We start from the raw sequence: 22,499 nt of genomic DNA, 5'->3' as shown, positions 1-22,499 counted from the left end.
TTTATTTCCCTTTTGTTGAAGTTAAAACCTGAACGCCAGCTTGCCCTGCTACAATCACTTTATCAACCATTTGATTAAATAAACCGTGCTCAACAATACCGACCTGAAGATCCAGTTGATGACCAAAAGCAATCGGATCTTCAATAACACCTAAATCAAGATCAATGATGAAATTTTTCATATCCGTCACAAAGCGTTGGCCATCTTTTTCACGAAAACTTGGCTTGTAACCAGCTTTTTCAAAACGACGGAAAACCTGTTCTGCTCCGTATTGGACAACTTCGACAGGTAGTTTGAAAGCGCCCAGTTTCTCAACCATTTTGCTCTCATCTACCACCCAGATATACTGTTTGGTTGGTGTCGCAACTACTTTTTCCATTAGAAGCGCACCACCGCCTCCTTTGATACCATTAAACTGGCGATCTACCTCATCAGCTCCATCAACAGTCACATCAACCTCATCCACCTCGTCAATCGACTTAAGTGGGATATTCAATCCTTGTGCCTGTTTTGTCGTTACACTCGAGGTCGTTACGGCTGTAATTTGAAGTCCTTCTTCTTTAATTCTACGTCCGATCTCCTCTACGAAATAATAGGCAGTCGAGCCTGTTCCAAGTCCTACAACCATTCCGTCGGTTACGAACTCAGCAGCCTTGATGCCTGCTATTTTTTTCAGATTTTCCACTTAAACACCTCCAAACAAAAAGCTACTTTTATTATAACATGAATACGCTTTAAATTCATCCTTGCACTAGAAAAACCCGAACATTTTATTTCGGGTTTCTGATTCTTATTTAACCATGTCAGGATCGTAGTCATAAAATCCTGTGTCAAGGAAACGATTTTTGGGATGGAGTTTACGGACTTGCTCGTCCAACAAGAAGGCTTGGTCATGCGTAAAGCTTCCCTCTTGAATCAAGCTACGGGCTTGGATGAAGAGTTTTGCAATCTCAACAAAATCTTGCCCTGGAGTATAAAGTCCCTCTAGTTTCCAATGAGTGAAACCATGCTCTACCAACTCTGGCAATTTGGTCATCAAATCAAGGTCGTTATTGGCAAAAATGTGAGTTCCATGATTGTCTTCAAAAATTGAGTAATGGCTATCTGGATCACTAGGCTCTGCTAAGAACAAGTCACGTTGACGAGATTTTTCATCATCAATCTGTGTGAAATTATAGTAGTTTTGCAAGAGTGGACGCTTAGAATGGTGGATAACACTAGCACCATAAACCAAAACTTCTGCTGGAATTTCTAAAATTTCAGGCATTTTGAAAAGTTCAGCAGACGGGATTTCACGCGCCAAAACTGCTTCTGACGCTCCTGCTTTTTGTCCCCAGAAATTAATCTGACGGCTGCTAGTTACCATGGTTGAGGCATCATATATGGTTTTAAAAGAATAACCATCGCGATTGACAACATAAAAGACACCTGCGTCCCCAACTGTGATATAGTCCGTTTTGATTTCTTCTAAAAAGTCCAAGAAGGGCTTGATACGGTCCATCATATCTTGGTGCATAAGAGCATTGACCGCAACGATCAATTCCTTACCGGCATCATGAACAATTTTTGCGATTTCACGCAATTCTTCATGACTAAAGGTAGTTGGCAAACGAAGACCAAAATCTTTCTCACCGACATAAATGCGGTCGACACCAGCTTCAAGTAGCTGTTTTACTTGTTCAATACTTTCAGCAGTTACTGTAATAATAATCTTTTCCATAGAGAAAATTATACCACATTTCTGCAAAATCAGCTATATAGAAAAGTGGGTCTTATGACTTAAAAATTAAAAAAGTGAACTGCATCAATAACAGTTCACTTTTTCGTTTTATGCTTGTGTCTTTTCAACAAGTCGTCCGTCATTCATCACATAAATACGGTCAACCTTATCTAGTAAGCGAGTATCATGTGTAATCATGACAACTCCCCTGCCTTGCTCATGTGCAATTGAAGCCAGCATATCCGTCACTTGGTAAGCTCTTTGGGTATCAAGACTGGCTGTCGGTTCGTCAGCAAGTACGATACTGGGATTGTTATAAAGAGCTCTGGCAATTGCTGCTCGTTGGCGTTCTCCACCAGAGAGAGCTTTGGGGTAGTGATTTTGAACCTTTTCCAAATCCAACAAACTAAATAACTCTTGTCGGTTACTTTTTTCTGATTTCTTTTTATCCAAACGGTCAATTAAATCTAATTGCTCCTTAACAGTTAAAAAGGGAATCAGATTTGAAGCCTGTAATATAAAACCAAATTCCTTAAACCGAAGATCTGTTTTCTCTTTTTCAGTCAAATTACCCGTTTCTGTTCCCTTTACTAAAATCTTCCCACCTGAAGGCTCCTGCAACTGTCCTAAGGTGGTCAAAAAGGTTGTTTTACCTGATCCAGAAGGCCCCACAATCGCTACAAACTCCCCAGCGTTTAGCTGAAAATTGGTCTCATGGAGAGCTGTAACTTTCATATTGCCTTCGCCATAAGTTTTTGTCACTTGAATCATCTCAATTAATGTCGTCATATCATTCTCCTTATCATTCTGCAATGGCTGTAATTGGATCTACTTTAAGTAGACGCGGAAGCGAAATGACGCCACCTAGTAGTGCCATCAAGCAAATGACCAGGCTTAACACAAAGTATGCCAACCAACTAGGGTAGAAAAAGAATGTTGCAGGTAAGACTAAAATGACAGCCCAAATAGCTAATAAAGCCAATCCAATACCCAAACCAGATAGAAGAAAAATCTGACAGAAAAGGGACCATACGATGGATTTTATCTGAATCCCTTGCGCTCGCATAATGCCATAGAGGCCTAATTTTTGAATAGTAATGATGTAGATAAAAATTCCTACAATCAGACCTGTAATGACAATCAAAGATAGAATCATTCCTGAGAATACATTGACTTGAGGGGTATAGCCAGGAATTTTCGAAATCATTTTTTGAATAGAAATCTGCTTCAAACCATCGCCAGTCACTTCTACATCATTTTGTAATACCAGTGCAGAGATAGATCGATTAGCTTTTGTTGTTCCTTGTAAATTCCAATACGTTGTTAAACTTGTAAAGATAACAGGTTCCGTGAAAAATTTATTTTCTCTGGTCAAACCTACAATCTTAAAACTTGTCTCACTTCCGTTGAGTTGAATAGCGTCCCCGAGTTTGATGCCGTAATTTTCAAAAGACTGATCCACTACCACTTCTTGGTCATTTTCTGGGTAACGCCCTTCAATCAAGGTTGGCGAGATAAAACTGTCCCACTCTTGACCAAAAATAGAGACATTCATCTTGTCACTACTATTAACAAGGTTTGTCACCGCAAACATGTAGCTTAGGGGAACAGCATCCCCAGACACTTTATCTTTGTAGTCTTTTTCTGGTATAAAGGATGCAGTCAAATTATCATTTGCATAATCGGATAGCACAACTCCTGTTGCTTGCCAATTATCAATAGCAGCCCTGTTATTTCGAACAAGCCCAAGAGCCAAACTGGTCATAAAAAAGACCATAAAAGCAATGAGAAAAATGGTTGTTAGAATTAAACTGTATCGCAGTTTATTCTGTAAAATTTCTTTGATAGCAAGATACATGCCAATCTCCTTTAAGTATTCTGTTGTCGAGGGAACAAATCTCCTCTTCACCATAGCACTAAAGATAGAAAACTATCTCGTCATGAACAACTAGAATCAATTTAAAAGAATCCTGTCCTTACTTCAAAATTGAATTTATTTGCATCTGTGTATGATTTTTATTCGTTTTAACCATCAAATTTCCCCTCGTTGAAATAAGAGAAAAATAATAAAGTTTAAACGGTTTACTCATCCTATCACCTTTGGGTAAGAGTGTCAAGAAATTTGTTTCATCATTTGAAAACAGACTTTATTCTTTTTGTAACCTTACTGTAATAATTTTTTTCTTGAAAAATGGTAAAATGAAAGAGTACTGTTAAGGAGAGAATCATGCCCGTAAGAAAATATCAATCGTATGAGTTTGAAGAAGAGGAAACTCAAACAACGCTATACCAAGACTATGTTCCAGAAACAACTTCCGTTGCTAGTTTGAAGGAAGTTCTTTTCTTTGTAAACATTGCTTGTTTTTGCGTCTTTTTAGCCTTGTTTAGCTTTATCTTTTTAGCCCTCAAGTTTAATACAGTTCTGGCTTTTAGCCTAGCAATTGCCTTGAGTTTAGCGGCATCAAACTTTCAACGCTCAATGATTAAGAAGAAATTTTATTAGATTCAAAAGGTCGGGATTTTTATCCCGACCTATTTTTTATAGGATAGCTAAAAGGCTGCGACTAGAAAAGCGATACTTGGTCTACCGCTTTCTAAGTCACAGCCTTTTTTTATTTATTTTTACGCTTGGATGGTGTTTGGATGGCGATTTTTACTTCAAAAATCGTACCATGTGGTTTGTTATCCTTAACACTAATGGTTCCTTTTAAGGCATCGACAATCTGCTTTGCTAAGGATAAACCTAGCCCAAAGCCACCTTTTTGGCGAGTACGAGCTTTGTCAACTCGATAAAAGCGATCAAAAATTTTCTTTTTATCTGCTGCAGAAATACCAATTCCATCATCAGCTACTGACAAATAGAGATTACGCTCCGTCGTAGCAATGACAAAATGAATACCTCCTTCTTCTTCTGTGTACTTGACAGCATTGTCAAACAAGATAGTCATCAGTTGCTTAAGAAGAAGCTTGTCTGTTATGATGGTCCGATGAATACGATTTTCAAAATGAAAAACGCGGTTATTTTCAGATGCGATCATCTCATAGTTGGTAAAGGTTGTGTTAAAGAAGTCTGGCTGTACCTCTCCTAGTTCAGGATTGATACCATCATCACGACGGGCTAAATTTAGGAGATTGGTTGTTAAAAAGCGCATGTTCCGAACTTCTTCTAAACTAGAAGCAATACTCTCGCTAGATTCCATAATAGTAGCTTCCGGCTTTCGAAAAAGAGTTTCTAGACGATTTTGGAGAACAGCAAGTGGAGTACGTAGCTCATGACTGGCATTTTCGACAAAACTCTGCTGCTTCTGCATACTTTCAAGCAAGGGTTTGACACTAACTCGAGCAAGATAAAGACTAGCTATGAGTGATAAAATCCAGAAGCTGGCCATGACTACTACGATTAACTGCTCATGATTTTGACTGATTTGCTCTAGCTGACTGGTATTAATCAAAACAGCTGCATACTTAATATTGGTCGAGACAGATTCAATATTCATCTCAGTCAGAATCACTCGATAAATCTCATCCTGCCCGTAACTATTCTGGACATGAAGCTGTCTAATGTGATTCAAATCCTTTTTATTAAATGTAACCCTATCAAGACCTAAAAAGCGATTTCCAGCTACTAGTTGATTTAAACTAGAGTCCAATAAAATTACTTCCGTATTAGAACTGACTGTAGGTTTGCTATTTGAAGGCGGCCCTACCGATTCACTATTCAAATCTTTTACATCTTCTGTTGCACGGTTGACAGCCAACTGGATAACATCCTGAGGATTAGCACTGAGTGACAAGAGCTTCTCATCAACTGAGGTATAAAGACTCGAGTGCATAACCTGCAAGATAATCAAAGTCATAGCGGAGAAAATCAGAGTAAATACTCCAAAGTTACGAATAAAGTAACTAAAATCCTCCTCATACCAATTCTTTTTAATTTTTTTAAACATGTTTTAAAATATACCCAACACTACGCAAGGTTTGGAGGTTTTCAGCAAAGACTGAGCCCTTTAATTTCTTACGAACTTTTGATACATAGACTTCTACCACGGAGATGGTTGTGTCACTGTCAAATCCCCACAAACGGTCAAAAATTTGTGTTTTTGGCAAGATTACATTTTGGTTTTGGAGGAAATAAACCAAAAGATCAAATTCTTTACCTAATAGTTCAACAACAGTATCATTGACTTTAACCTCATTGGTAGAGAGATTGACAGTCAAATCACCATAGGAAAGGGTATTTTCATTGAACTTACCAGAACGTTTAAGCAGGGCCTGAATACGCATCTTGAGTTCTTCTAGATAAAATGGTTTTGTCAGATAATCATCTGCCCCAAGCTCAAATCCGTGTCCCTTATCATCTAGACTTTCCTTGGCTGTCATGATCAGAACAGGAGTCGAAATGCCTTTTTCACGCAATTCTTTTAAAACTTGGAACCCATTTTTTTCAGGCAACATCAAGTCCAATAGAATCAAATCATAAACACCACTTTCAGCCTCATAAAGACCTTCTTCTCCATCAAAAACCTGCATGACATCTGCAAAATCATCCAAGAAATCAAAGACTGAATTTGACAGGCCTAGGTCATCTTCCACTAATAGAATTTTGATCATCAAAAATTCCTCCTTATTATACCTATTATAGCAAAAATATCTTAAAAAAAACTCAACTTCCCTTGTTTTTCCAAGAGAAAGTTGAGTTTTTGTCATCTATTTAGACTAGAATCTTTTAAGCTTTGCTATATTGAGCTACAACTGCTTCAACTGCTGCTTTTTCACGCTTGATCAATTCAACGCGTGCTGCGATTTCCTTGATTCCCATACCGATGTTACGGCTAAGGGCAAGGTCAGAAAGTTGTGGCTCAAAGAAGGCCTTGTATTCTGTCAAGCGTTGCTCTGTCTTAAATACATGGGCAGGCAGAATAACAAAGCTATCAAAGCTCATATCTCCACCAAGAGCAGCCTTAATCCAATCCCAGTTTTCACGCGCCCAAGCCCAAACTGGTTCCTGAGTTGCCTTATGACCTAAGAACTGATAATACCATGCAGACAAATCTTGAGGTTTCACCACAAATTTATCCTTCCAAGAAGCAATCAAGGTTTGGATATTATCCGTATCTGTACTGTAGGCAAGAGCAGCTGCCAATTGGCGTTTAAAGGCGGCATCTGTGGCATGAGTATAAAGATCGAGATAAGTTGCGACCAATTCCTTAGTCTCATGGTGTTTCATTTCATTGATGAGAACTTGTGAACGAATAGCTGCTGGAAGTCCTGAAAGATTATCCTTGTGGGCTTCGAAAATTTGGCTAGCAACTTGACTGGCTTCCTCGTCATTTGAACGAATCATCATGGAAATTGTCAATTGACGAACCAATTCATCTTCATCAGATTCACCCTCTTTAGCTTCAAAGCCAAGACGATCATAGTTGTAACGAGCCAGTTTAGCAATAAGGGCTTTAAAGGCTTTTTCTGTCTCAGTTCCTTCATCGATAAAGCGATCAAGCGCTCCGATAACTTGTGAAACTGCTGAAACAACGAGATAAGATTCTTCTTGTGCTAATTGATCCACTACTGGAAGCAAGTCTGCATAAGAAATGTGTCCTGCTTCAGCTAGTAAACGACGTTCTTGGACGATTTGAAGCTTACTTGTGTTATCAAGTGTCTCTAAGTCAGCAAGAACAGCATCTAACAATTCGCCTTGATAGTCCGTAATGTAGTGGGCAGTATTTTCAGTGTTAAGACGAAGAGCTGTTTTGTTTTCAGCAAGAAGAGCTGCATAACCTGGAATTTCGATGCTCTCAGTTTCGAGAGTATCTGGCAAGCCTTTCCAGTTACTGTTAAGTGGCACTACCCAGAGACGATTCTTGTCTTCATGTTCACCGATGAAGAATTGTTTTTGTGAAATCTTCAAAACATCATTTTCAACTGTGGCAGTAAGGACTGGATAACCAGGTTGCTCCAACCAAGAATCCATGAAGGCTGCTACATCACGACCAGATGCTTGTCCAAGTGCATTCCAAAGATCACGGCCAATGGTATTTCCGTATTGGTGTTTTTCAAAGTAAGCATGCAAACCTTTAGCAAAATCAGCATCTCCTAACCAACGGCGAAGCATGTGCATGAGACGGCTTCCTTTGGCATAAACGATAGCACCATCGAAGAGCGTATTGATTTCATCTGGGTGGCTAACTTCAACGTGGACAGATTGAACGCCATCTGTCGCATCACGTTTAAGAGCGGCTGGCACTCCACTTGTTTGGAAGTCTTCAAAGATATTCCAACTTGGCTCGATGGCATCCACACAGACGTATTCCATCATGTTCGCGAAGCTTTCATTGAGCCAGAGGTCATCCCACCACTTCATAGTCACAAGGTTACCGAACCATTGGTGAGCAAGCTCGTGGGCAATGACGAGTGCTACCTGTTGACGGCTAGCAAAGGTTGAGTTTTCATCAACAACCAAGTAAACTTCACGGTATGTCACAAGTCCCCAGTTTTCCATAGCACCAGCTGAGAAGTCAGGAAGGGCGATGTGAAGAGATTGAGGAATTGGGTACTTAACTCCATAGTAGTCTTCGTAAAACTCGATTGAGCGAACAGCAATATCTAGTGAGAAATCAAGGTTTGAAAGTGGATGGGCCTTGGTTGAGTAAACACCTACCAAAGTACCATTTTTAGTTTTAGCAGTTACCCCTTGCAAATCACCAGCAACGAAAGCTAGCAAGTAAGAAGACATACGTGGAGTTGTTTCAAATTTCCAGATACCTGACTCTTTGCGGTTTTCAACGTCAATTTCTGGCATGTTAGACAAGGCAAGTTCACCTTCAGCTTGGTCAAAACGAAGTGCTAAGTCAAAGGTTGCTTTTGCTTCTGGCTCATCCACACACGGGAAGGCTTCGCGAGCAAAGTGGCTCTCAAACTGAGTAGACAAGACTTCCTTCTTAACTCCATCAACTGTGTAGTAAGATGGGTAGATTCCTGTCATGTTGTCTGTGATTTTCCCTGAAAAAGCGATGACCAAATCAACTGAACCTGCTTCTGCAAGTTCGATATGAAGGGCTTCGTTTTCGTTATCAACTGTGAATGGGCGAGCTTGACCTGCTACTTCTACAGAAGCGATTTCTAAGTCCTTTTGGTGAAGGGAAATTCGGTCACTTTTAGCTTGACCAGTAATGGTTACTTTTCCTGAAAACGTCTTAGTCTCACGACTCAAGTCTAAAAATAAATCATAATGTTCAGGAACAAATTGTTTAATATAATGTTCTACTGCTTGCATCATTTTCTCCTATTCTATATTTCTGAGCAAATGCTCTAGTTCAAACATACCTATTTTATCATATTTTAAGTCAGAAAAAAGCTTTGGACAGTGATTTCCAAAACTTTCTTCCTACTAGCAGTCTAGAGAGGGTAGACCTTGCGAAATTCTTCCAAAACAATCTTGCTGTCAGGTGTAAAATCCAGACCTGCTTCTCCTAACCAGTCTTTGAAAAAATCTTCATGAACCTGACCCAATAGGCTAAAGATTTGTCTCCCTCACCTTCCTTGTGGGCATGGTCGGCTGAAACCTGATGGAAAGGCTGAACGGAAACCTTTGTAATTTCAATAATGCAGATAGCTTGATCCTTACTGTCTAAAATAACATCAAAGGTCCCTTCTTGGGGAAGGAGTTCGTCCTCTACTGCGTAAAGGTCGTAAGCTGAGGCGGTTGCCGTCTTTTCACCTTTTAAAACCAAGTCTGCCAAGAGATCGGCTTCCACTCCAAAAGCCCAGGCGTCGATTTCATCTCCGATCAAGGGATTGATTTTCTTGTAGGTATTCCACATTTCTTGCGGTGTCATGGGTTGCTCCTTTGTATTTTTTTACTTTCTTCTTTTACACGTTTGAGATGATCTGGATGGTCAATCTCTAAATTAAAAATCTCCGGAATAGAACTGTAGTGGATAATGCACTCAATCCCCATCTGATTCATTTTTTGTATGAAAGAAGGATTCAGATAGCCTGCCACGGCGAAATCTATCTTTTTCGTCCTTGCTTTATCCTGCATCTGTCTCAGCATTTCTAACATTATTGGACTTTCCATATCGTGCCATTGACTATTTCTCACAGTGGCAAAAATAAATGAAGTCAAATCATTCATTCCAATTACAATCTTTGAAATACCAGTTTCCAGTATCCTGTCCAAGTCAAAATAAGCTGACGGTAATTCAATCATTGTTCCAATTTTTCCAGTGAAACCATGCTGACGCAATACTCTAATAGCTTGTTTTAACTGTTCAGCATCATTGACAAAAGGAAAAATAACAGACAGATTGGGATTAGTTTGATAAACTTCTGTAACGACATGTGCCTCAGCCTGAAATTCATCTGGACATGCCAGTAAACGCCTAGTACCTCTATATCCAAATAATGGGTGGCGTTCGTCAAAATACTCTTTAGTCCCGTCTAGACTATTTGCTTCTGCATTTGTTAACTCTGAAAAGCGATACCAGACCTCTTCATCTGAGTATAAATGGCAAATAGTGTCTAGATAATCTTTTACAAATTGCTGACAATTTGGTAATAGTATGTTTTGGTTTATTTCTCTCAACAAGTATTCCCCACGAATCATACCGATATGGTGAAATAGTTGAGGATAAACTTTTTCAACAATTTGTTCTCCACTAAGAGCCAGTTGATTTTGCATGTCCATTCACCTCGTCTTAAAAGATACAATATCAGATATCATTATATGACGCTTTCATCTAGTTCAAAAGCTTCATAAGGTTCAACTAACTCATATCCTAAAAATTCTGCTACTTTTTTGGAAGCCTCGTTATGAGCATCCCAAAGAGGAAACATATCTCTATTTAAACTCTCTAGAATCATTGCAGCACCAAGCTTTTTAGCAAATCCATTTCCTTGTTCGTTTGGTCTAGTTGCAACTTCCACTTCAACTGCTCCACGGTAAACTAACCCTGAGGAAATCCCAGCAATCAGTTCTTTATTTTTAAGAACCACAAAGCCAAATCCACCTTTTAAAGAAAAATCCTGATAGGACTCAAAATCTCCCTTTAAATCTTGTGACCATTCTTCCTCAGAAAGGCAGTTATAAATACGATTATCAATAGGTACAATATTGTAACCTTCCTCTATATGACTAACTAGATCATTAGAAATTCAACTTGAAAATTTGCCTTATCCTTAAAAGAATAGCGAGTAAAAGAAATTAACCCAACTTGCCGATGCAGAAAATCTTGCCACTTAGTGTCTTCTGATATAATAATCTTATAATCTAAACCATATTGCCTAACAAAATCTTCCCAAAATCTGGAATTCAACTCCCCTGCTAGGTATAGAAAATTCCCAATATCATAAAAACTTGTTGTCCCATCACTGTTTCGGTATACAGTTCCAATTTGAGATTTAAGACCATAGAGAACCATATTTTTCTTCCATGTTTTAAATAGTTCCATTATCCCCCATCTTTACCTTCCAATTTCTATATCTTGTCAGTTCTAATTCAGGAAATCCTTGTAACTCCGCCTTCACCTTCAATACTAAGGGTGAGGCATTTTCTTCGGTAATCTGCTCGATAGGAAGCCAAATTGCATTTGCTGAATCGTTACTTCCATCAAGAACTTCATGAGGAAGGGATTTTTGAGAACGTTCTAAATCAAGTACGATATCATAAAAGGCCATGATATGATGTACTGCGAAGTCTTGCCCTTCTTCTTGAACCAGTACATCATAAATCCTAGGATTGCAATAACGGATAAGCGTATAGCCCGTCTCTTCCAAAACTTCTCTCTTGAGGGTTTCTGTCAACCCCTCACCGATTTCCTGACTACCACCCGGTAAATCAAAACGATGCTGATAAGGCCCTCTCATTTTCTCAATGCAAAGTAATTTCCTGTCTTGAAGACAGACTCCGTATACACCAAAGTGATTTTTGATTTCCATTTTCCACTCTTTCTAACAATCCAAGATTGAAAACTTATATCATCCCTTAAATGGAAAGAGGCTAAAGATTTCATTCTCCTTGATATACTTCTTTAGTATCTCTATATTCTCTTCGATTTTTGCTTGGATATTTGTCTCTTCACAAGTTGACTCAGTAATAAAGAGGTGAATTTTCAATAAATCTGTCAAGTATAGCAAACGGTGTTCCATTTCTGATTCAGGACTTGGAGCTTGCTCGATTTTTGCAAGCTTTTGCTCCAAGCTGTCGCCATTCAAAAATCTCTGATGAACTCTCCTTCTTATTTTTTGAGTAGATTCCTCCCCTTGTTCTAACGGGGATAAAAGAAGTTTTTTATAGACGAATACCTGATTTTCTTTTTCTCTTTCCAGATAGGCCAATAAAATCAGAGAGCTATCAACAAAGGTCCAAGTGTTATAATTCCCTTCAAATGGAACTTGTATGATCCTATCTAATAATTCCTTAGCTATTTCCTCTTGACCATCCAGATAAAGTAAATAGGTCAGATGATTCAGCGATTCGAGATAGCTAGCTTGGGTCTTCTTATGCTTTTTTAAAATTTTATCTATATAGAGATGTAGGTCTGGATGATTTTCCACTAGCTCAATTACTTCTGGTAGCTTCATCTGAATTCCTTTCTATTTTCTTCTATCTTCCCAAAAATTTAAAACTATTTTAGTCAATTAATCCAGCTCCGCTCGACTGAACAAGTCTTTCATAGCTTCAATATCATCGCAAAACTCTTTAAAGCCAAGAGCAAATCTAGACAAGGCGTCTACCTTGGAAGAATAGGCACAAAACATACTTCCTTCAGGATCAAAGTCGATAGCATCGCTTAATTCCGGCATTTTTTCCTCCAAAAATACCAAAGCCAAGGATGCCCAATCGTAGCCATTTCCTTCAAATCCCTCCTCTTCTCGAGTGTCAAATACTTCCTGTCTGAATTCTCCATCAGGGTAATAAATAAGCGATCCGCGAACATTTTGAGGATCCTCATCATATACAAGCAAGTTAAAAGGGGAAATTTTTTCATTTATGTTTTCGTAATTAATCATTTCTTAACTCCTTTTTATATTGTCAATGGAACTGCAACATTCTAGCTTTGTAACTAGGGTTCAAAGGGCATAAAACTATCATGCTCCTGATAATAATTCAAAGCCTCGACCAAGTCTTTACAACTTGCATCTGGCTTTTCCTCAAGTGCAACCGAGAGGACATCAAACAACTGCTCTCCATAGTAGACTAGCTGGAGATCTTGCTTCGCTACATCCGTCGGGTAGACATCACGGTCTTCTACGACATCCGGATAATCTGATACCCAATAGAGCCTATCTAGTGCTAGCTCTCCATCCTCCTTGCCATAGAGACAAAAATCATCTGAAGAAGACTCGTCCACGCGCATCTGCTCAATTATCTGCTCTAGTGAAAGTTCTTGGTATTTCCGCATCCCTTCTCCTTTTTTGTCTCATTCTTCAACAAAGGAATTCAAAAAATTCTCAAAAGATGGCCATTGACCATACATCACTGCTTTTTCTTCTAGAACATAGAAGTAAACCTTGCCATAATCCTCTGCCCTTAGAGAAAGAGCATAGTTGCCAGATCCAGGATCATAGGCGAAATGGAGAAGGTCTGTTGCTTTAAATCCTTCAGGCACAACCTCATCGTCAAAACATGTAAGAGACTTCCTCATCTCCCCTATTGAATTAAAGGAATTGAAAGGAAATAAATGACGGTCATCGTGAACACCCCTTACTTGGGGCTGACCACCGTTATACTTGAGATAAAAGCCCAACATAGTTTTTGGCAATTTCTTCCCAAGAATCTCCTCAAATTGTAAAAAATCTTCTTTTGAAATCGGTGAATCTGCATCTATCACTCTAAACATGATTTCTCCCTCCCAGTTTTACAACTCTTCCTCTAAACTCTTATCAATAAAGTCATAGACGTTTGCAGCAATTTTTTGCATTTCTAAGGAGCCTAAAGCACCCAAGTCATTTTCATAAATGCAATCGTCAGCATTTTTCTTGATAAAGTAGGCCAAATCTCCTTCCTGTCCAATCATAAAGTAATCTGGCTCTACTTCCTCAATCTGATAAGTTTCATTACGCTCCTCTAGATCCTCCTTGGCATACAAACAGATACCTGTATCTCCAATTTCATAGGTGTCAATCTCTTTCCAGTCCGATAAAAACTGATAGTAGAGATTGGGCAAGACAAATCCAAACTCATCTCTTTTCATAGCTTACCTCCACATATTTATAGAATAGCAACTATGCTACTTCAAGCTCCAACCACCATCAATAGTCAGGATTTGTCCATGCATGGCACTCGCTTTTCCACTTGCTAAAAAGAGGCTAACTTCAGCAACTTCACCTGGCTCAATCCAGCGTTTGATAGGTGTTTCACTTGCTACCCAGTCTGCCAGACCACCTGGTTCAAAGTCTGCTGCGGTCATACCAGTTTTGACTGCACCAGGAGCAATCCCAAAGACCTGGATACCTGCTTCTGCATAGTCCAAAGCTAATTGCTTGGTAAATCCAGCCAAGGCGTGTTTAGAAGAGGTATAGGCGTGACCACCACCGCCTGCTAGATTTGAAGCGATGGAGCACATATTGATGATAATCCCATGTTTATGTTCCAGCATGTGTGTCAAATAATAGCGGGTCAACTCTACTGGAGTTACGTAATTGATTTCAAAAATCTCTTGAATTTCTTGGGCGGATTGTTCTAGTAAGGGCTTGTAGTCATCCAAAACACCTGCCGTATTACAAAGAATATCGACTCGAGGGCACCAATCAAAAATAGGTCCTAAGTCAAGTGTTAAATCACGTTGTAGAAAGTGAAAGTCACCTTGTAAGGCAGGCTTTTCACCCTGATCCACACCAAAAACTTGATAACCATTCTCTAAAAAGAGTCGAGCTTGAGCCAGACCAATCCCTGAACTAACGCCCGTAACTAAGACACGTTTAGTCATGGACTTCAACCCAATCCGTCGCTAGGACATCACATGGTGTCGGACTCCACATGGAAAAACCTTCCCCTTCTCCAGATACGTTGATGAGGAAATAGGGTGTCACTTCAAGAGCGACCCCGTTTTGCTCGATAGTGTCAAAAAGTTGGACATAGTTTTCAGCTCCACCCCAGCCAGTACGTACATATTTTTTCTTAGCCTTTAGTCCAGGCAAAATTTCTTCAAATGTCATGTTTTTCTCCTTTGTTATCTATGAATCTTAATTTAATTATAACAAAAAACCGTTTTCCAACGGCTTTTTGACTGTGATTATTCTGATTTATATAAACTTGAGAAAACTATCACCATTGCAATCCAGCATCTCTAATTTCCTTTTTAGAGGCAAACTTTCCATTTGGTCGATGCCATCTTCCATTTCTATCTCTAAAGTAGCCACCTGTATTACTACTTTGTGATTCTTCTTCTGGTGCTGGTGCTTCAGTTTCCTGCTGTTTCTGCTCTTCTTTAGCCTTCTCTTCTGCTTCTTTTTTAGCTTTTTCTTGTGCTTCTTTTTCTTCAGCCTCTTTCTTGGCCTTTTCCTCGGCTGCCTTAAGCTCTGCAGCGCGTTCTTCAGCTGACTTGACCGTATTCTTTGCAGTACCATCTGCATAATTTATTTCAGCATTGGCTGAAACGTTATCCAAGGCGACATGGGTTACGGAATACTTATCAATTTTTTCCTTGCTACTACCTAATTTAATTTCAAGCAAATTTCCATCCTGATCAATTCCTACGTACTGTAAGATAATCTGTCTCGGAATCAATTCATTATCCTTATAGACAGCTGTCACCTTATAGTCAAGGTAATAGTTTGGATGATTTGCAAGCCATGAATCAAGTCCATTTTCATAATAGAGCATGCTACTTTGATTTTTGTCATCCGTTCCAGTAAAGGCACCTGTATTTAACCAGGCTGTCATAGGAACTAGATTGCGGCCTTCATCGTTAAGTCCACTAAATTGATAACCAACTAAATGACCGCGATTCATCAGCCAAGCCTCTTTAGAACCATCTCCGTAGTAAAATTTATAGTTATGCCATCCAACTGGATCAAAGGTTAATTTAGCTTCCCTCTTTTCTTTAGGCTCATCACTATCTTTTAGCTGAATGTGAGCATAAGTTGCACGGGATTTTGAATCAAGTTCCCCGAGTTCTAGCTGCTTTTCATTTTTAAAAGTAAGTAAGCCAGCTTCCTTGTATAACTTTGTATTATCCTGCGTAGTCTGTTCAGTCGTTACAGGTTCAGCTACTTTCACCTCTTCCTTATGTTTCGAGCAGCCAACAGATGTCAGTAATGAAAGTAAAACAACAGAAGTCAAAACTATTCTTTTCATTTCAAATGCCCCTATTTTATTAAAATGTTTATTATATTGTTATTTTATACAATTTTACCATATATAGTTTGCATTTTCAAACAATTATATAGAGTTTTAAACAAAGATAAAAAGAGCGAGAACCGATCTCGCTCTTGATAGGATTTCGTTTTAGTTTCTACGGCAAATCATTCCCCGCTGCTAGGTAAATCTCATACCATTCTTTTCGTGTTAGAGTCAAGTTACTTGCTTGGCTAGCTTCTAGCAAATGTTTTGGATTGGTTGTGCCAACAATGGCCTGCATCTTAGCTGGGTAGCGTAACACCCAAGCGATAGCAATGGCTGATGGGCTCACACCGTATTTTAAAGCTAGTCGATTTAGAACTTGATTTAGTTGTTGGAATTGTTCATTGCCAACAAAATTACCTTTGAAATAACCAAACTGCAAGACTGACCAAGCCTGAATAACCATATCATTTAGTTTGCAGTATTCAAATACGCTACCATCACGCACAGCTGCCTTGTCACCTTCCATATTGACATGGAAACCAGCGTCAAAACCAGGCGTGAAAGCTGCACTTAGCTGTAACTGATTGATCGTTAGAGGTTGTTTGACTTCTCTCTTCAGTAATTCCATCATCATGGGATTTTGATTGGACACACCGAAGTCTCGAACCTTACCAGACTTGTGCAGGATTTCAAAGGCCTCTGCTACTTGATCTGCTTCCATCAAGGCATCTGGACGATGGAGAAGCAAGCTATCTAGGTAATCAACCTGCAATCGTTGTAGAATCCCATCAACTGACTCTAAAATATAATCTTTTGAAAAATCAAAATAGGTAAATTCTTCTATGCGAATGCCACACTTGGACTGGATCCACATCTTCTCACGCAAGTCAGGGCGATGTTTTAAGACTTGACCCAGTAATTCTTCGCACCGACCACGACCATAGATATCTGCCAAGTCAAAGGCATTGATTCCAACAGATAAGGCTGTTTCAACCAGCTCCTCAACTTCTTTGACCGACTTGTCACTGATTCGCATCATTCCTAGAACGATTTCGGATAGTTCTCTTTTCTCTTGACCAAATGTAATGTATTTCATGGCAACTTCCTCCGTTTTTCTTCATTATAAAGCAGAATGCCTCTTTTATCAACTATCGTCATACAAAAGAAAAGAACCAGCTTAAACTGGTCCTTTTAGATCTTATCCAATCACACTTCCGTTTGGTACAGACGGATCAACTGTGAGAAGGGTTAATTTGCCATCATGTTCAGCTGAGAGAATCATCCCTTGGCTGACATATTTTTTCATCATTTTACGTGGTTTGAGGTTGGCAACGATTTGGACTTTCTTGCCGACCAATTCTTGTTCGTTTGGATAGTATTTCGCAATACCAGAAAGGATTTGACGGTCTTCACCGTCACCAGCATCAAGGCGGAATTGAAGCAACTTATCAGAACCTTCCACTTTAGACACTTCTTTGACTTCTGCGACACGGATTTCAACCTTGTCAAAGTCTTCAAACTTGATTTCTTCCTTGTTTAGTTTGAGTTCGACTTCATCTGGATTCCATTCTTTTTCGACGGCTGGCTTGTTACCTTCCATTTGTTCCTTGATATAGGCGATTTCTTCTTCCATATCGAGACGTGGGAAAATTGGTGTTCCTTTAGCAACTACTGTTACTCCTGCAGGGAAATCAGCTAAACTCAAGTTTTCAAGGCTAGAAACTTCTGCGAGACCAAGTTGAGTCAAGACTGCACGACTGGTTTCCATCATAAACGGCTCAATCAAGTGGGCTACGACACGAAGGCTGGCTGCCAAGTGACTCATAACACTGGCCAATTGGTCACGATGCGCTTCATCCTTGGCCAGTACCCATGGAGCTGTCTCATCGATGTATTTGTTGGTACGTGATATAAGAGTCCAGACTGCTTCAAGCGCACGTGGATAGTCAACTGCTTCCATATAGGCATTGTAGTCAGCAATTGATTGTTCTGCCACTTGAGCAAGTTCATTGTCAAAGTCTGTTACACCTTCTACATAGGCAGGGATTTGACCATCAAAGTACTTGTTAATCATTGAAACAGTACGGTTGAGGAGGTTTCCAAGATCGTTTGCCAATTCATAGTTGATACGCCCTACATAGTCCTCTGGAGTGAAGGTTCCGTCTGAACCAACTGGAAGGCTACGCATGAGGTAGTAACGAAGTGGATCGAGGCCATAGCGCTCTACCAACATTTCAGGATAAACGACATTCCCTTTAGACTTAGACATCTTGCCATCTTTCATGACAAACCAACCGTGAGCAATCAAGCGGTCAGGTAATTTAACATCCAACATCATAAGAAGGATTGGCCAGTAGATGGAGTGGAAACGAAGGATGTCTTTTCCAACCATATGGAAGACTGTTCCATTCCAGAACTTATCAAAGTTGCCATGTTCATCTTGACCGTAACCAAGAGCTGTCGCATAGTTAAGAAGGGCATCGATCCAAACGTAGACAACGTGTTTAGGATTTGATGGGACAGGCACTCCCCATGTAAAGGTTGTACGAGAAACTGCTAAGTCTTCCAAACCTGGCTCGATAAAGTTACGCAGCATTTCATTAAGGCGACCATCTGGAGTGATGAAGTCAGGATGTGATTTGAAAAATTCGACCAAGCGGTCTTGGTATTTGCTGAGGCGAAGGAAGTAAGATTCTTCTGAAACCCATTCAACCTCGTGACCTGATGGAGCGATACCACCCGTCACATTTCCAGCTTCATCACGGAAAACTTCCGCAAGCTGACTTTCTGTAAAGAATTCCTCATCTGAAACTGAATACCAACCTGAGTATTCACCTAAGTAGATGTCATCTTGAGCAAGCAAGCGTTCAAAAACTTGTGCTACTACTTTTTCATGGTAATCATCAGTTGTACGGATAAATTTATCATATGAGATATCGAGTAATTGCCAGAGTTCTTTAACTCCAACTGCCATACCATCAACATAGGCTTGTGGTGTAATCCCAGCTTCTTCTGCTTTTTGTTGAATCTTTTGGCCATGCTCATCAAGACCAGTCAGATAAAAGACATCGTAGCCCATCAGGCGTTTGTAACGAGCTAGGACATCACATGCGATAGTTGTGTAGGCAGAACCGATATGAAGTTTACCAGATGGATAGTAAATCGGTGTTGTAATATAAAAATTCTTTTCAGACATAATTTTTCCTTTCCAGGCAAATGAAACCTGTTTTTCTAACACTTCATTATATCATATTTTGATGATTTTCGATAAGGAAATCCATACAAAAACAAGACAGACAAATGTCTATCTCGTTTTTTATCTTTTAAATTATTCATAGCGAAGAGCTTCGATTGGATCAAGCTTAGAGGCTTTGTTGGCTGGTAAAACACCAAATATCATACCGATACCAGCTGAGACCGCTAAACTAAAGAGAGCGATTGGGATGGATACGCCAACTTCGATTCCTGCAATCATGTTTTGAAGAAGGACACCTGCAAGCATAGTCACTCCTGCAGCCAGCACAAGGCCGATAACCCCACCTAATAAGGTTAAAATCATGGATTCAATCAAAAACTGAACCAGAATATTAGCCCGTGTAGCTCCCAGTGCTTTTCGTAGACCAATCTCGCGAGTACGCTCTGTCACTGAAACAAGCATAATGTTCATAACACCAGTACCACCGACAAAAAGGGAAATCCCCGCAATGGCACTAATAATCGTTGTTATGAAGCCAAAGAGTTGTTGAACTTCTTGGAAGGCAGCAGACGCATCTGCAACTTGATATTCCCCTTGTTGAAGACCTGCAATCTCTGTCATTCTTCTTGCCAACTCTGGTCCTAAAGTCTGGGTTAAGCTAGTATCATTGACACGGAAGACAATATTTGAAATCTCATCTGTGTTAAAATTAGCTGCTAAGGAAATATTGGTCGTGATTGGTAGTCCTCCGACACCAAATGTTTTCGCAGCCTTAGCTTCCTTACTTGCATAAACACCAATAACACGGTAACTGATTTCATTTACTTCAACAATTTGGTTGAGAGCTTCTTGTGCTGAACCAAAAAGGCTATTGGCAAGCTCTTCATCTAAAATGATCACACTTGCAAAATCTTTATAATCTTGCGCTCTAAGGCCACGACCTGCAATGATTTCATTTTCGACCGCATCCATATAGGTGACATTCCCACCCGTCATGTTAGCGTGTTCGACCTTTTTATCCTTATAAGTCAAGGTTACATTGGCTGAGTTGGTCACATAGTAGCTATCCACTCCCTTGAGCTTAGCAGCTTCCTTGACCCATGCTTCTTGAGGTTTTGGGGGTTCAACAAAATTTTCTTCTTGACCACCAGACAAGGTCAATGCAGATTGTCTTTGTGTAAAGGAACCATCCTTACTCTTGGTAGGTGAGAAAAAGACATGGATGTCTTTCTGGGACTTGGTCATATTTTTATTGACCTGACGAGACATGGAGTCTCCCAAAGCCATGATAACGACAACGGAGGAAACACCGATGATAATACCAATCATGGTCAGGAAGGAACGCATCTTGTGGGCCATAATGGATGAAAAGGCAAATTTCAGATTCTGCATCTTAGTTCTCCTCCTTTTCTACTTGGCCACTATCAGATGAAATGACACCATCGCGGATGACGATTTGACGCTTGGCGTAGGCGGCAATTTCAGGCTCATGCGTTACCATAATGATGGTTTTTCCTTCTTTGTTTAATTCAACTAAGAGTTGCATGATCTGATTACCCGTTTTGGTATCCAGAGCTCCTGTTGGTTCATCAGCTAAGATGATAGAAGGATTGTTAACGAGTGCACGCGCTATGGCCACCCTTTGTTTCTGCCCCCCAGACAACTCCGAAGGTAAATGATGGCTACGTTCAGTCAGTTCAACCTTTTCCAAATACTCTTCTGCTAATTTGCGACGTTTTGAAGCAGGAACCCCCGCATAAATCAAGGGAAGTTCGACATTTTGGAGGGCATTCATTTTAGACAAGAGAAAGAATTGCTGAAATACAAATCCGATTTCTTGATTTCGAACCTTGGCTAATTGTTTTTCACCCAGACCAGCTACTTCTTTGCCATCTAGAAAATACTGACCACTTGTAGGAGTATCCAACATCCCAATAGTGTTCATGAGGGTTGACTTACCTGAACCGGATGGTCCCATGATAGCTACAAATTCTCCCTCTTGAACTTCTAGGTTAATGTTTTTAAGGACTTGAAGTTCTTGGTCACCATTTCGATAGCTACGGCAGATATTTTTGAGGCTAATTAGTTGCTTCATCAGTCTTCACCTCTTTTCCTTCTTGCAAGGAAGCTGTCGGATTACTGATGACTTTTGCTCCATCTGTCAAACCAGATGTGATTTCTTGGTTTTCTGCGTCCGCATTGCCCAATCCAACTTCAACTTTTTTGGCCTTTTGATTTTCATCAAGAATCCAAACATAGTTTTTGTCTTCTTCCATCACTACACTCGAAATTGGAACGATCAAGGCCTTGCTCTTATTCTTGACTTCAACACTAACAGTAAATCCTTGCTTCAAATCGCCAATTTCACTAGTTACATCGACCGTATATGGGTACTTAGATCCTGAGTTTGAACCAGCTAAGCTACTACTTGCTTCGCTACTGTTCTTTGGATAATTTGAAATATAGCTAATCTTACCATTCCAAGTTTTATCCGGGTAAACCTTGGAAGTGAAAGTGACTTCTTGGCCTACAGATAGATTGGCAAGATTGTACTCAGAAAGCTCTCCCTTGACCTGCAAGTTATCGTTACTTACGATATGAACCAAAACTTGACTATTTCCTGTTAGAGATTTTGAAACATTCCGATTCACTTCAACAACTGTTCCCTCCACCGTACTCAATACCGTAGCAGCATTCAACTGGGCTTGAGCTTTTTCGAGTTGCGCTTCTGCATCTGCACGCACATCGCGTGCATCGCTGATTTGAGAATCAATAGCAGCGGTGGCAGAACCGGATGACTGAGCTGGTGCTTGTCCAGTTGCTCCTTCTAGACCTGCTTGAGGAAGACTTGGTGTTGCTGCGGCGGTATTACGTGCATCGTTTAATTCATTGATATGACGGTCAGCTTTAGCTACAGCACGGCTTGCAGCATCATAGGCAGTCTGGGCTTCTGTACTACTATACTTGACTAAGGCCTGGCCCTCGCTTACCTTATCACCAACTGAAACTAGAACCTCATCCAAGTCTCCCTTGCTGCCATCAAAATAAACATATTGTTCTTTTTGAGCAGTTACTGTACCTGATAAAAGAACTGAAGATGCCACAGACCCCTCTTTGGCAAGGACTATCTTAGCAGTTTCATCTTTTGCTGCAGCTTGATTTGGTTGTCTTAACAGAAGAACAGTAGCTGCACCCACTACAAGAACTGACGCCACTCCAATAGCAGTAAATAAAGGCCATTTCTTAGCTTTTGACTTTCTTTTCATAGCAATACCCCTTTTATAAATATATATGTT

At 39.9% G+C, this 22,499-nt stretch carries 23 protein-coding genes and 2 pseudogenes; 1 reads left to right on the top strand and 24 read right to left on the bottom strand.

The window, feature by feature from the left end:
* Position 1 precedes the first annotated feature (1 nt).
* The 4 genes from rpiA to GEZ89_RS02280 all read right to left on the bottom strand — a co-directional run bounded on the left by rpiA (position 2) and on the right by GEZ89_RS02280 (position 3,578).
* The gene (rpiA, locus tag GEZ89_RS02295) at positions 2-685 is read right to left on the bottom strand and encodes a ribose-5-phosphate isomerase RpiA (protein WP_045763755.1); all 684 of its coding nucleotides are present in this window, start codon (positions 683-685) and stop codon (positions 2-4) included.
* Positions 686-790: 105 nt separating this feature from the next.
* Positions 791-1,720 carry a peptidase U32 family protein gene (locus GEZ89_RS02290; protein ID WP_153224818.1) on the bottom strand — a complete coding sequence of 310 codons (930 nt, stop codon included), beginning with the start codon at positions 1,718-1,720 and terminating at the stop codon, positions 791-793.
* A gap of 108 nt (positions 1,721-1,828) precedes the next feature.
* Positions 1,829-2,509 carry an ABC transporter ATP-binding protein gene (locus tag GEZ89_RS02285; protein ID WP_153224817.1) on the bottom strand — a complete coding sequence of 227 codons (681 nt, stop codon included), beginning with the start codon at positions 2,507-2,509 and terminating at the stop codon, positions 1,829-1,831.
* A gap of 13 nt (positions 2,510-2,522) precedes the next feature.
* Positions 2,523-3,578, bottom strand: a complete 1,056-nt coding sequence (locus tag GEZ89_RS02280) for an ABC transporter permease (protein WP_153224816.1) — start codon at positions 3,576-3,578, stop codon at positions 2,523-2,525.
* Between the two features lie 369 nt (positions 3,579-3,947).
* Between GEZ89_RS02280 and GEZ89_RS02275 the strand changes: the two genes are divergently transcribed.
* Positions 3,948-4,223 carry a DUF3270 family protein gene (locus tag GEZ89_RS02275; protein ID WP_049548330.1) on the top strand — a complete coding sequence of 92 codons (276 nt, stop codon included), beginning with the start codon at positions 3,948-3,950 and terminating at the stop codon, positions 4,221-4,223.
* Between the two features lie 109 nt (positions 4,224-4,332).
* Here GEZ89_RS02275 and GEZ89_RS02270 read toward each other — a convergent pair whose 3' ends face one another.
* From GEZ89_RS02270 to GEZ89_RS02175, 20 genes and pseudogenes are all read right to left on the bottom strand, one after another.
* Positions 4,333-5,667: a sensor histidine kinase gene (locus tag GEZ89_RS02270; protein ID WP_153224815.1), complete on the bottom strand. Its 1,335-nt coding sequence runs from the start codon at positions 5,665-5,667 to the stop codon at positions 4,333-4,335.
* Complete coding sequence (gene ciaR, locus GEZ89_RS02265; protein ID WP_075231911.1) at positions 5,660-6,331, bottom strand: two-component system response regulator CiaR; 672 nt, start codon at positions 6,329-6,331, stop codon at positions 5,660-5,662. Before ciaR ends, GEZ89_RS02270 begins: the two co-directional genes overlap by 8 nt.
* Positions 6,332-6,446: 115 nt before the next feature.
* Positions 6,447-8,993 (bottom strand): M1 family metallopeptidase, encoded by a 2,547-nt coding sequence (locus GEZ89_RS02260; RefSeq protein ID WP_153224814.1) that lies wholly within the window; start codon positions 8,991-8,993, stop codon positions 6,447-6,449.
* A gap of 122 nt (positions 8,994-9,115) precedes the next feature.
* A pseudogene (locus tag GEZ89_RS02255) lies at positions 9,116-9,555 on the bottom strand (ASCH domain-containing protein).
* The gene (locus GEZ89_RS02250; protein WP_153224813.1) at positions 9,552-10,400 is read right to left on the bottom strand and encodes a putative PEP-binding protein; all 849 of its coding nucleotides are present in this window, start codon (positions 10,398-10,400) and stop codon (positions 9,552-9,554) included. Before GEZ89_RS02250 ends, GEZ89_RS02255 begins: the two are co-directional and overlap by 4 nt.
* 41 nt (positions 10,401-10,441) lie before the next feature.
* Positions 10,442-11,169, bottom strand: a pseudogene (locus tag GEZ89_RS02245) (GNAT family N-acetyltransferase).
* Positions 11,156-11,656 (bottom strand): NUDIX hydrolase, encoded by a 501-nt coding sequence (locus GEZ89_RS02240; protein WP_153224812.1) that lies wholly within the window; start codon positions 11,654-11,656, stop codon positions 11,156-11,158. The pseudogene GEZ89_RS02245 and the gene GEZ89_RS02240 overlap by 14 nt, the downstream one beginning before the upstream one ends.
* A gap of 39 nt (positions 11,657-11,695) precedes the next feature.
* A complete protein-coding gene (locus GEZ89_RS02235) occupies positions 11,696-12,301 on the bottom strand; it encodes a DUF6707 family protein (protein WP_153224811.1) in 606 nt (201 codons plus the stop codon).
* A 57-nt stretch (positions 12,302-12,358) separates the two neighbouring features.
* On the bottom strand, positions 12,359-12,730 hold the full coding sequence (locus tag GEZ89_RS02230; protein WP_153224810.1) for an Imm51 family immunity protein: 372 nt from the start codon (positions 12,728-12,730) through the stop codon (positions 12,359-12,361).
* Between the two features lie 53 nt (positions 12,731-12,783).
* Positions 12,784-13,122, bottom strand: coding sequence for a DUF7716 domain-containing protein (locus tag GEZ89_RS02225; RefSeq protein ID WP_153224809.1), 339 nt, complete (start codon positions 13,120-13,122; stop codon positions 12,784-12,786).
* A gap of 18 nt (positions 13,123-13,140) precedes the next feature.
* A complete protein-coding gene (locus GEZ89_RS02220) occupies positions 13,141-13,560 on the bottom strand; it encodes an SMI1/KNR4 family protein (protein WP_153224808.1) in 420 nt (139 codons plus the stop codon).
* Positions 13,561-13,578: 18 nt separating this feature from the next.
* Entirely contained in the window at positions 13,579-13,914 is a 336-nt protein-coding gene (locus tag GEZ89_RS02215; protein WP_153224807.1) for a hypothetical protein, read from the bottom strand.
* A 36-nt stretch (positions 13,915-13,950) separates the two neighbouring features.
* The gene (locus GEZ89_RS02210; RefSeq protein WP_153224806.1) at positions 13,951-14,649 is read right to left on the bottom strand and encodes a 3-oxoacyl-ACP reductase; all 699 of its coding nucleotides are present in this window, start codon (positions 14,647-14,649) and stop codon (positions 13,951-13,953) included.
* Positions 14,642-14,878, bottom strand: a complete 237-nt coding sequence (locus GEZ89_RS02205) for a DUF2829 domain-containing protein (protein ID WP_000141913.1) — start codon at positions 14,876-14,878, stop codon at positions 14,642-14,644. The genes GEZ89_RS02210 and GEZ89_RS02205 overlap by 8 nt, the downstream gene beginning before the upstream one ends.
* A 109-nt stretch (positions 14,879-14,987) precedes the next feature.
* Positions 14,988-16,019 (bottom strand): DNA/RNA non-specific endonuclease, encoded by a 1,032-nt coding sequence (locus GEZ89_RS02200; protein WP_153224805.1) that lies wholly within the window; start codon positions 16,017-16,019, stop codon positions 14,988-14,990.
* A gap of 157 nt (positions 16,020-16,176) precedes the next feature.
* Positions 16,177-17,103, bottom strand: a complete 927-nt coding sequence (locus GEZ89_RS02195) for an aldo/keto reductase (protein ID WP_153224804.1) — start codon at positions 17,101-17,103, stop codon at positions 16,177-16,179.
* Positions 17,104-17,205: 102 nt separating this feature from the next.
* Positions 17,206-19,203, bottom strand: a complete 1,998-nt coding sequence (metG, locus tag GEZ89_RS02190; protein ID WP_153224803.1) for a methionine--tRNA ligase — start codon at positions 19,201-19,203, stop codon at positions 17,206-17,208.
* A gap of 132 nt (positions 19,204-19,335) precedes the next feature.
* The gene (locus GEZ89_RS02185; protein WP_153224802.1) at positions 19,336-20,595 is read right to left on the bottom strand and encodes an ABC transporter permease; all 1,260 of its coding nucleotides are present in this window, start codon (positions 20,593-20,595) and stop codon (positions 19,336-19,338) included.
* Between the two features lies 1 nt (position 20,596).
* Entirely contained in the window at positions 20,597-21,298 is a 702-nt protein-coding gene (locus GEZ89_RS02180) for an ABC transporter ATP-binding protein (protein WP_153224801.1), read from the bottom strand.
* A complete protein-coding gene (locus GEZ89_RS02175) occupies positions 21,282-22,469 on the bottom strand; it encodes an efflux RND transporter periplasmic adaptor subunit (RefSeq protein WP_153224800.1) in 1,188 nt (395 codons plus the stop codon). Before GEZ89_RS02175 ends, GEZ89_RS02180 begins: the two co-directional genes overlap by 17 nt.
* Positions 22,470-22,499 lie beyond the last annotated feature (30 nt).

It is taken from the genome of Streptococcus mitis (assembly GCF_009496285.1).
In the GTDB taxonomy this organism is placed as follows: domain Bacteria; phylum Bacillota; class Bacilli; order Lactobacillales; family Streptococcaceae; genus Streptococcus; species Streptococcus mitis_BP.
The sequence above is the reverse complement of the archived record's forward strand: the minus strand, read 5'-3'. Positions and strand labels throughout refer to the sequence as shown.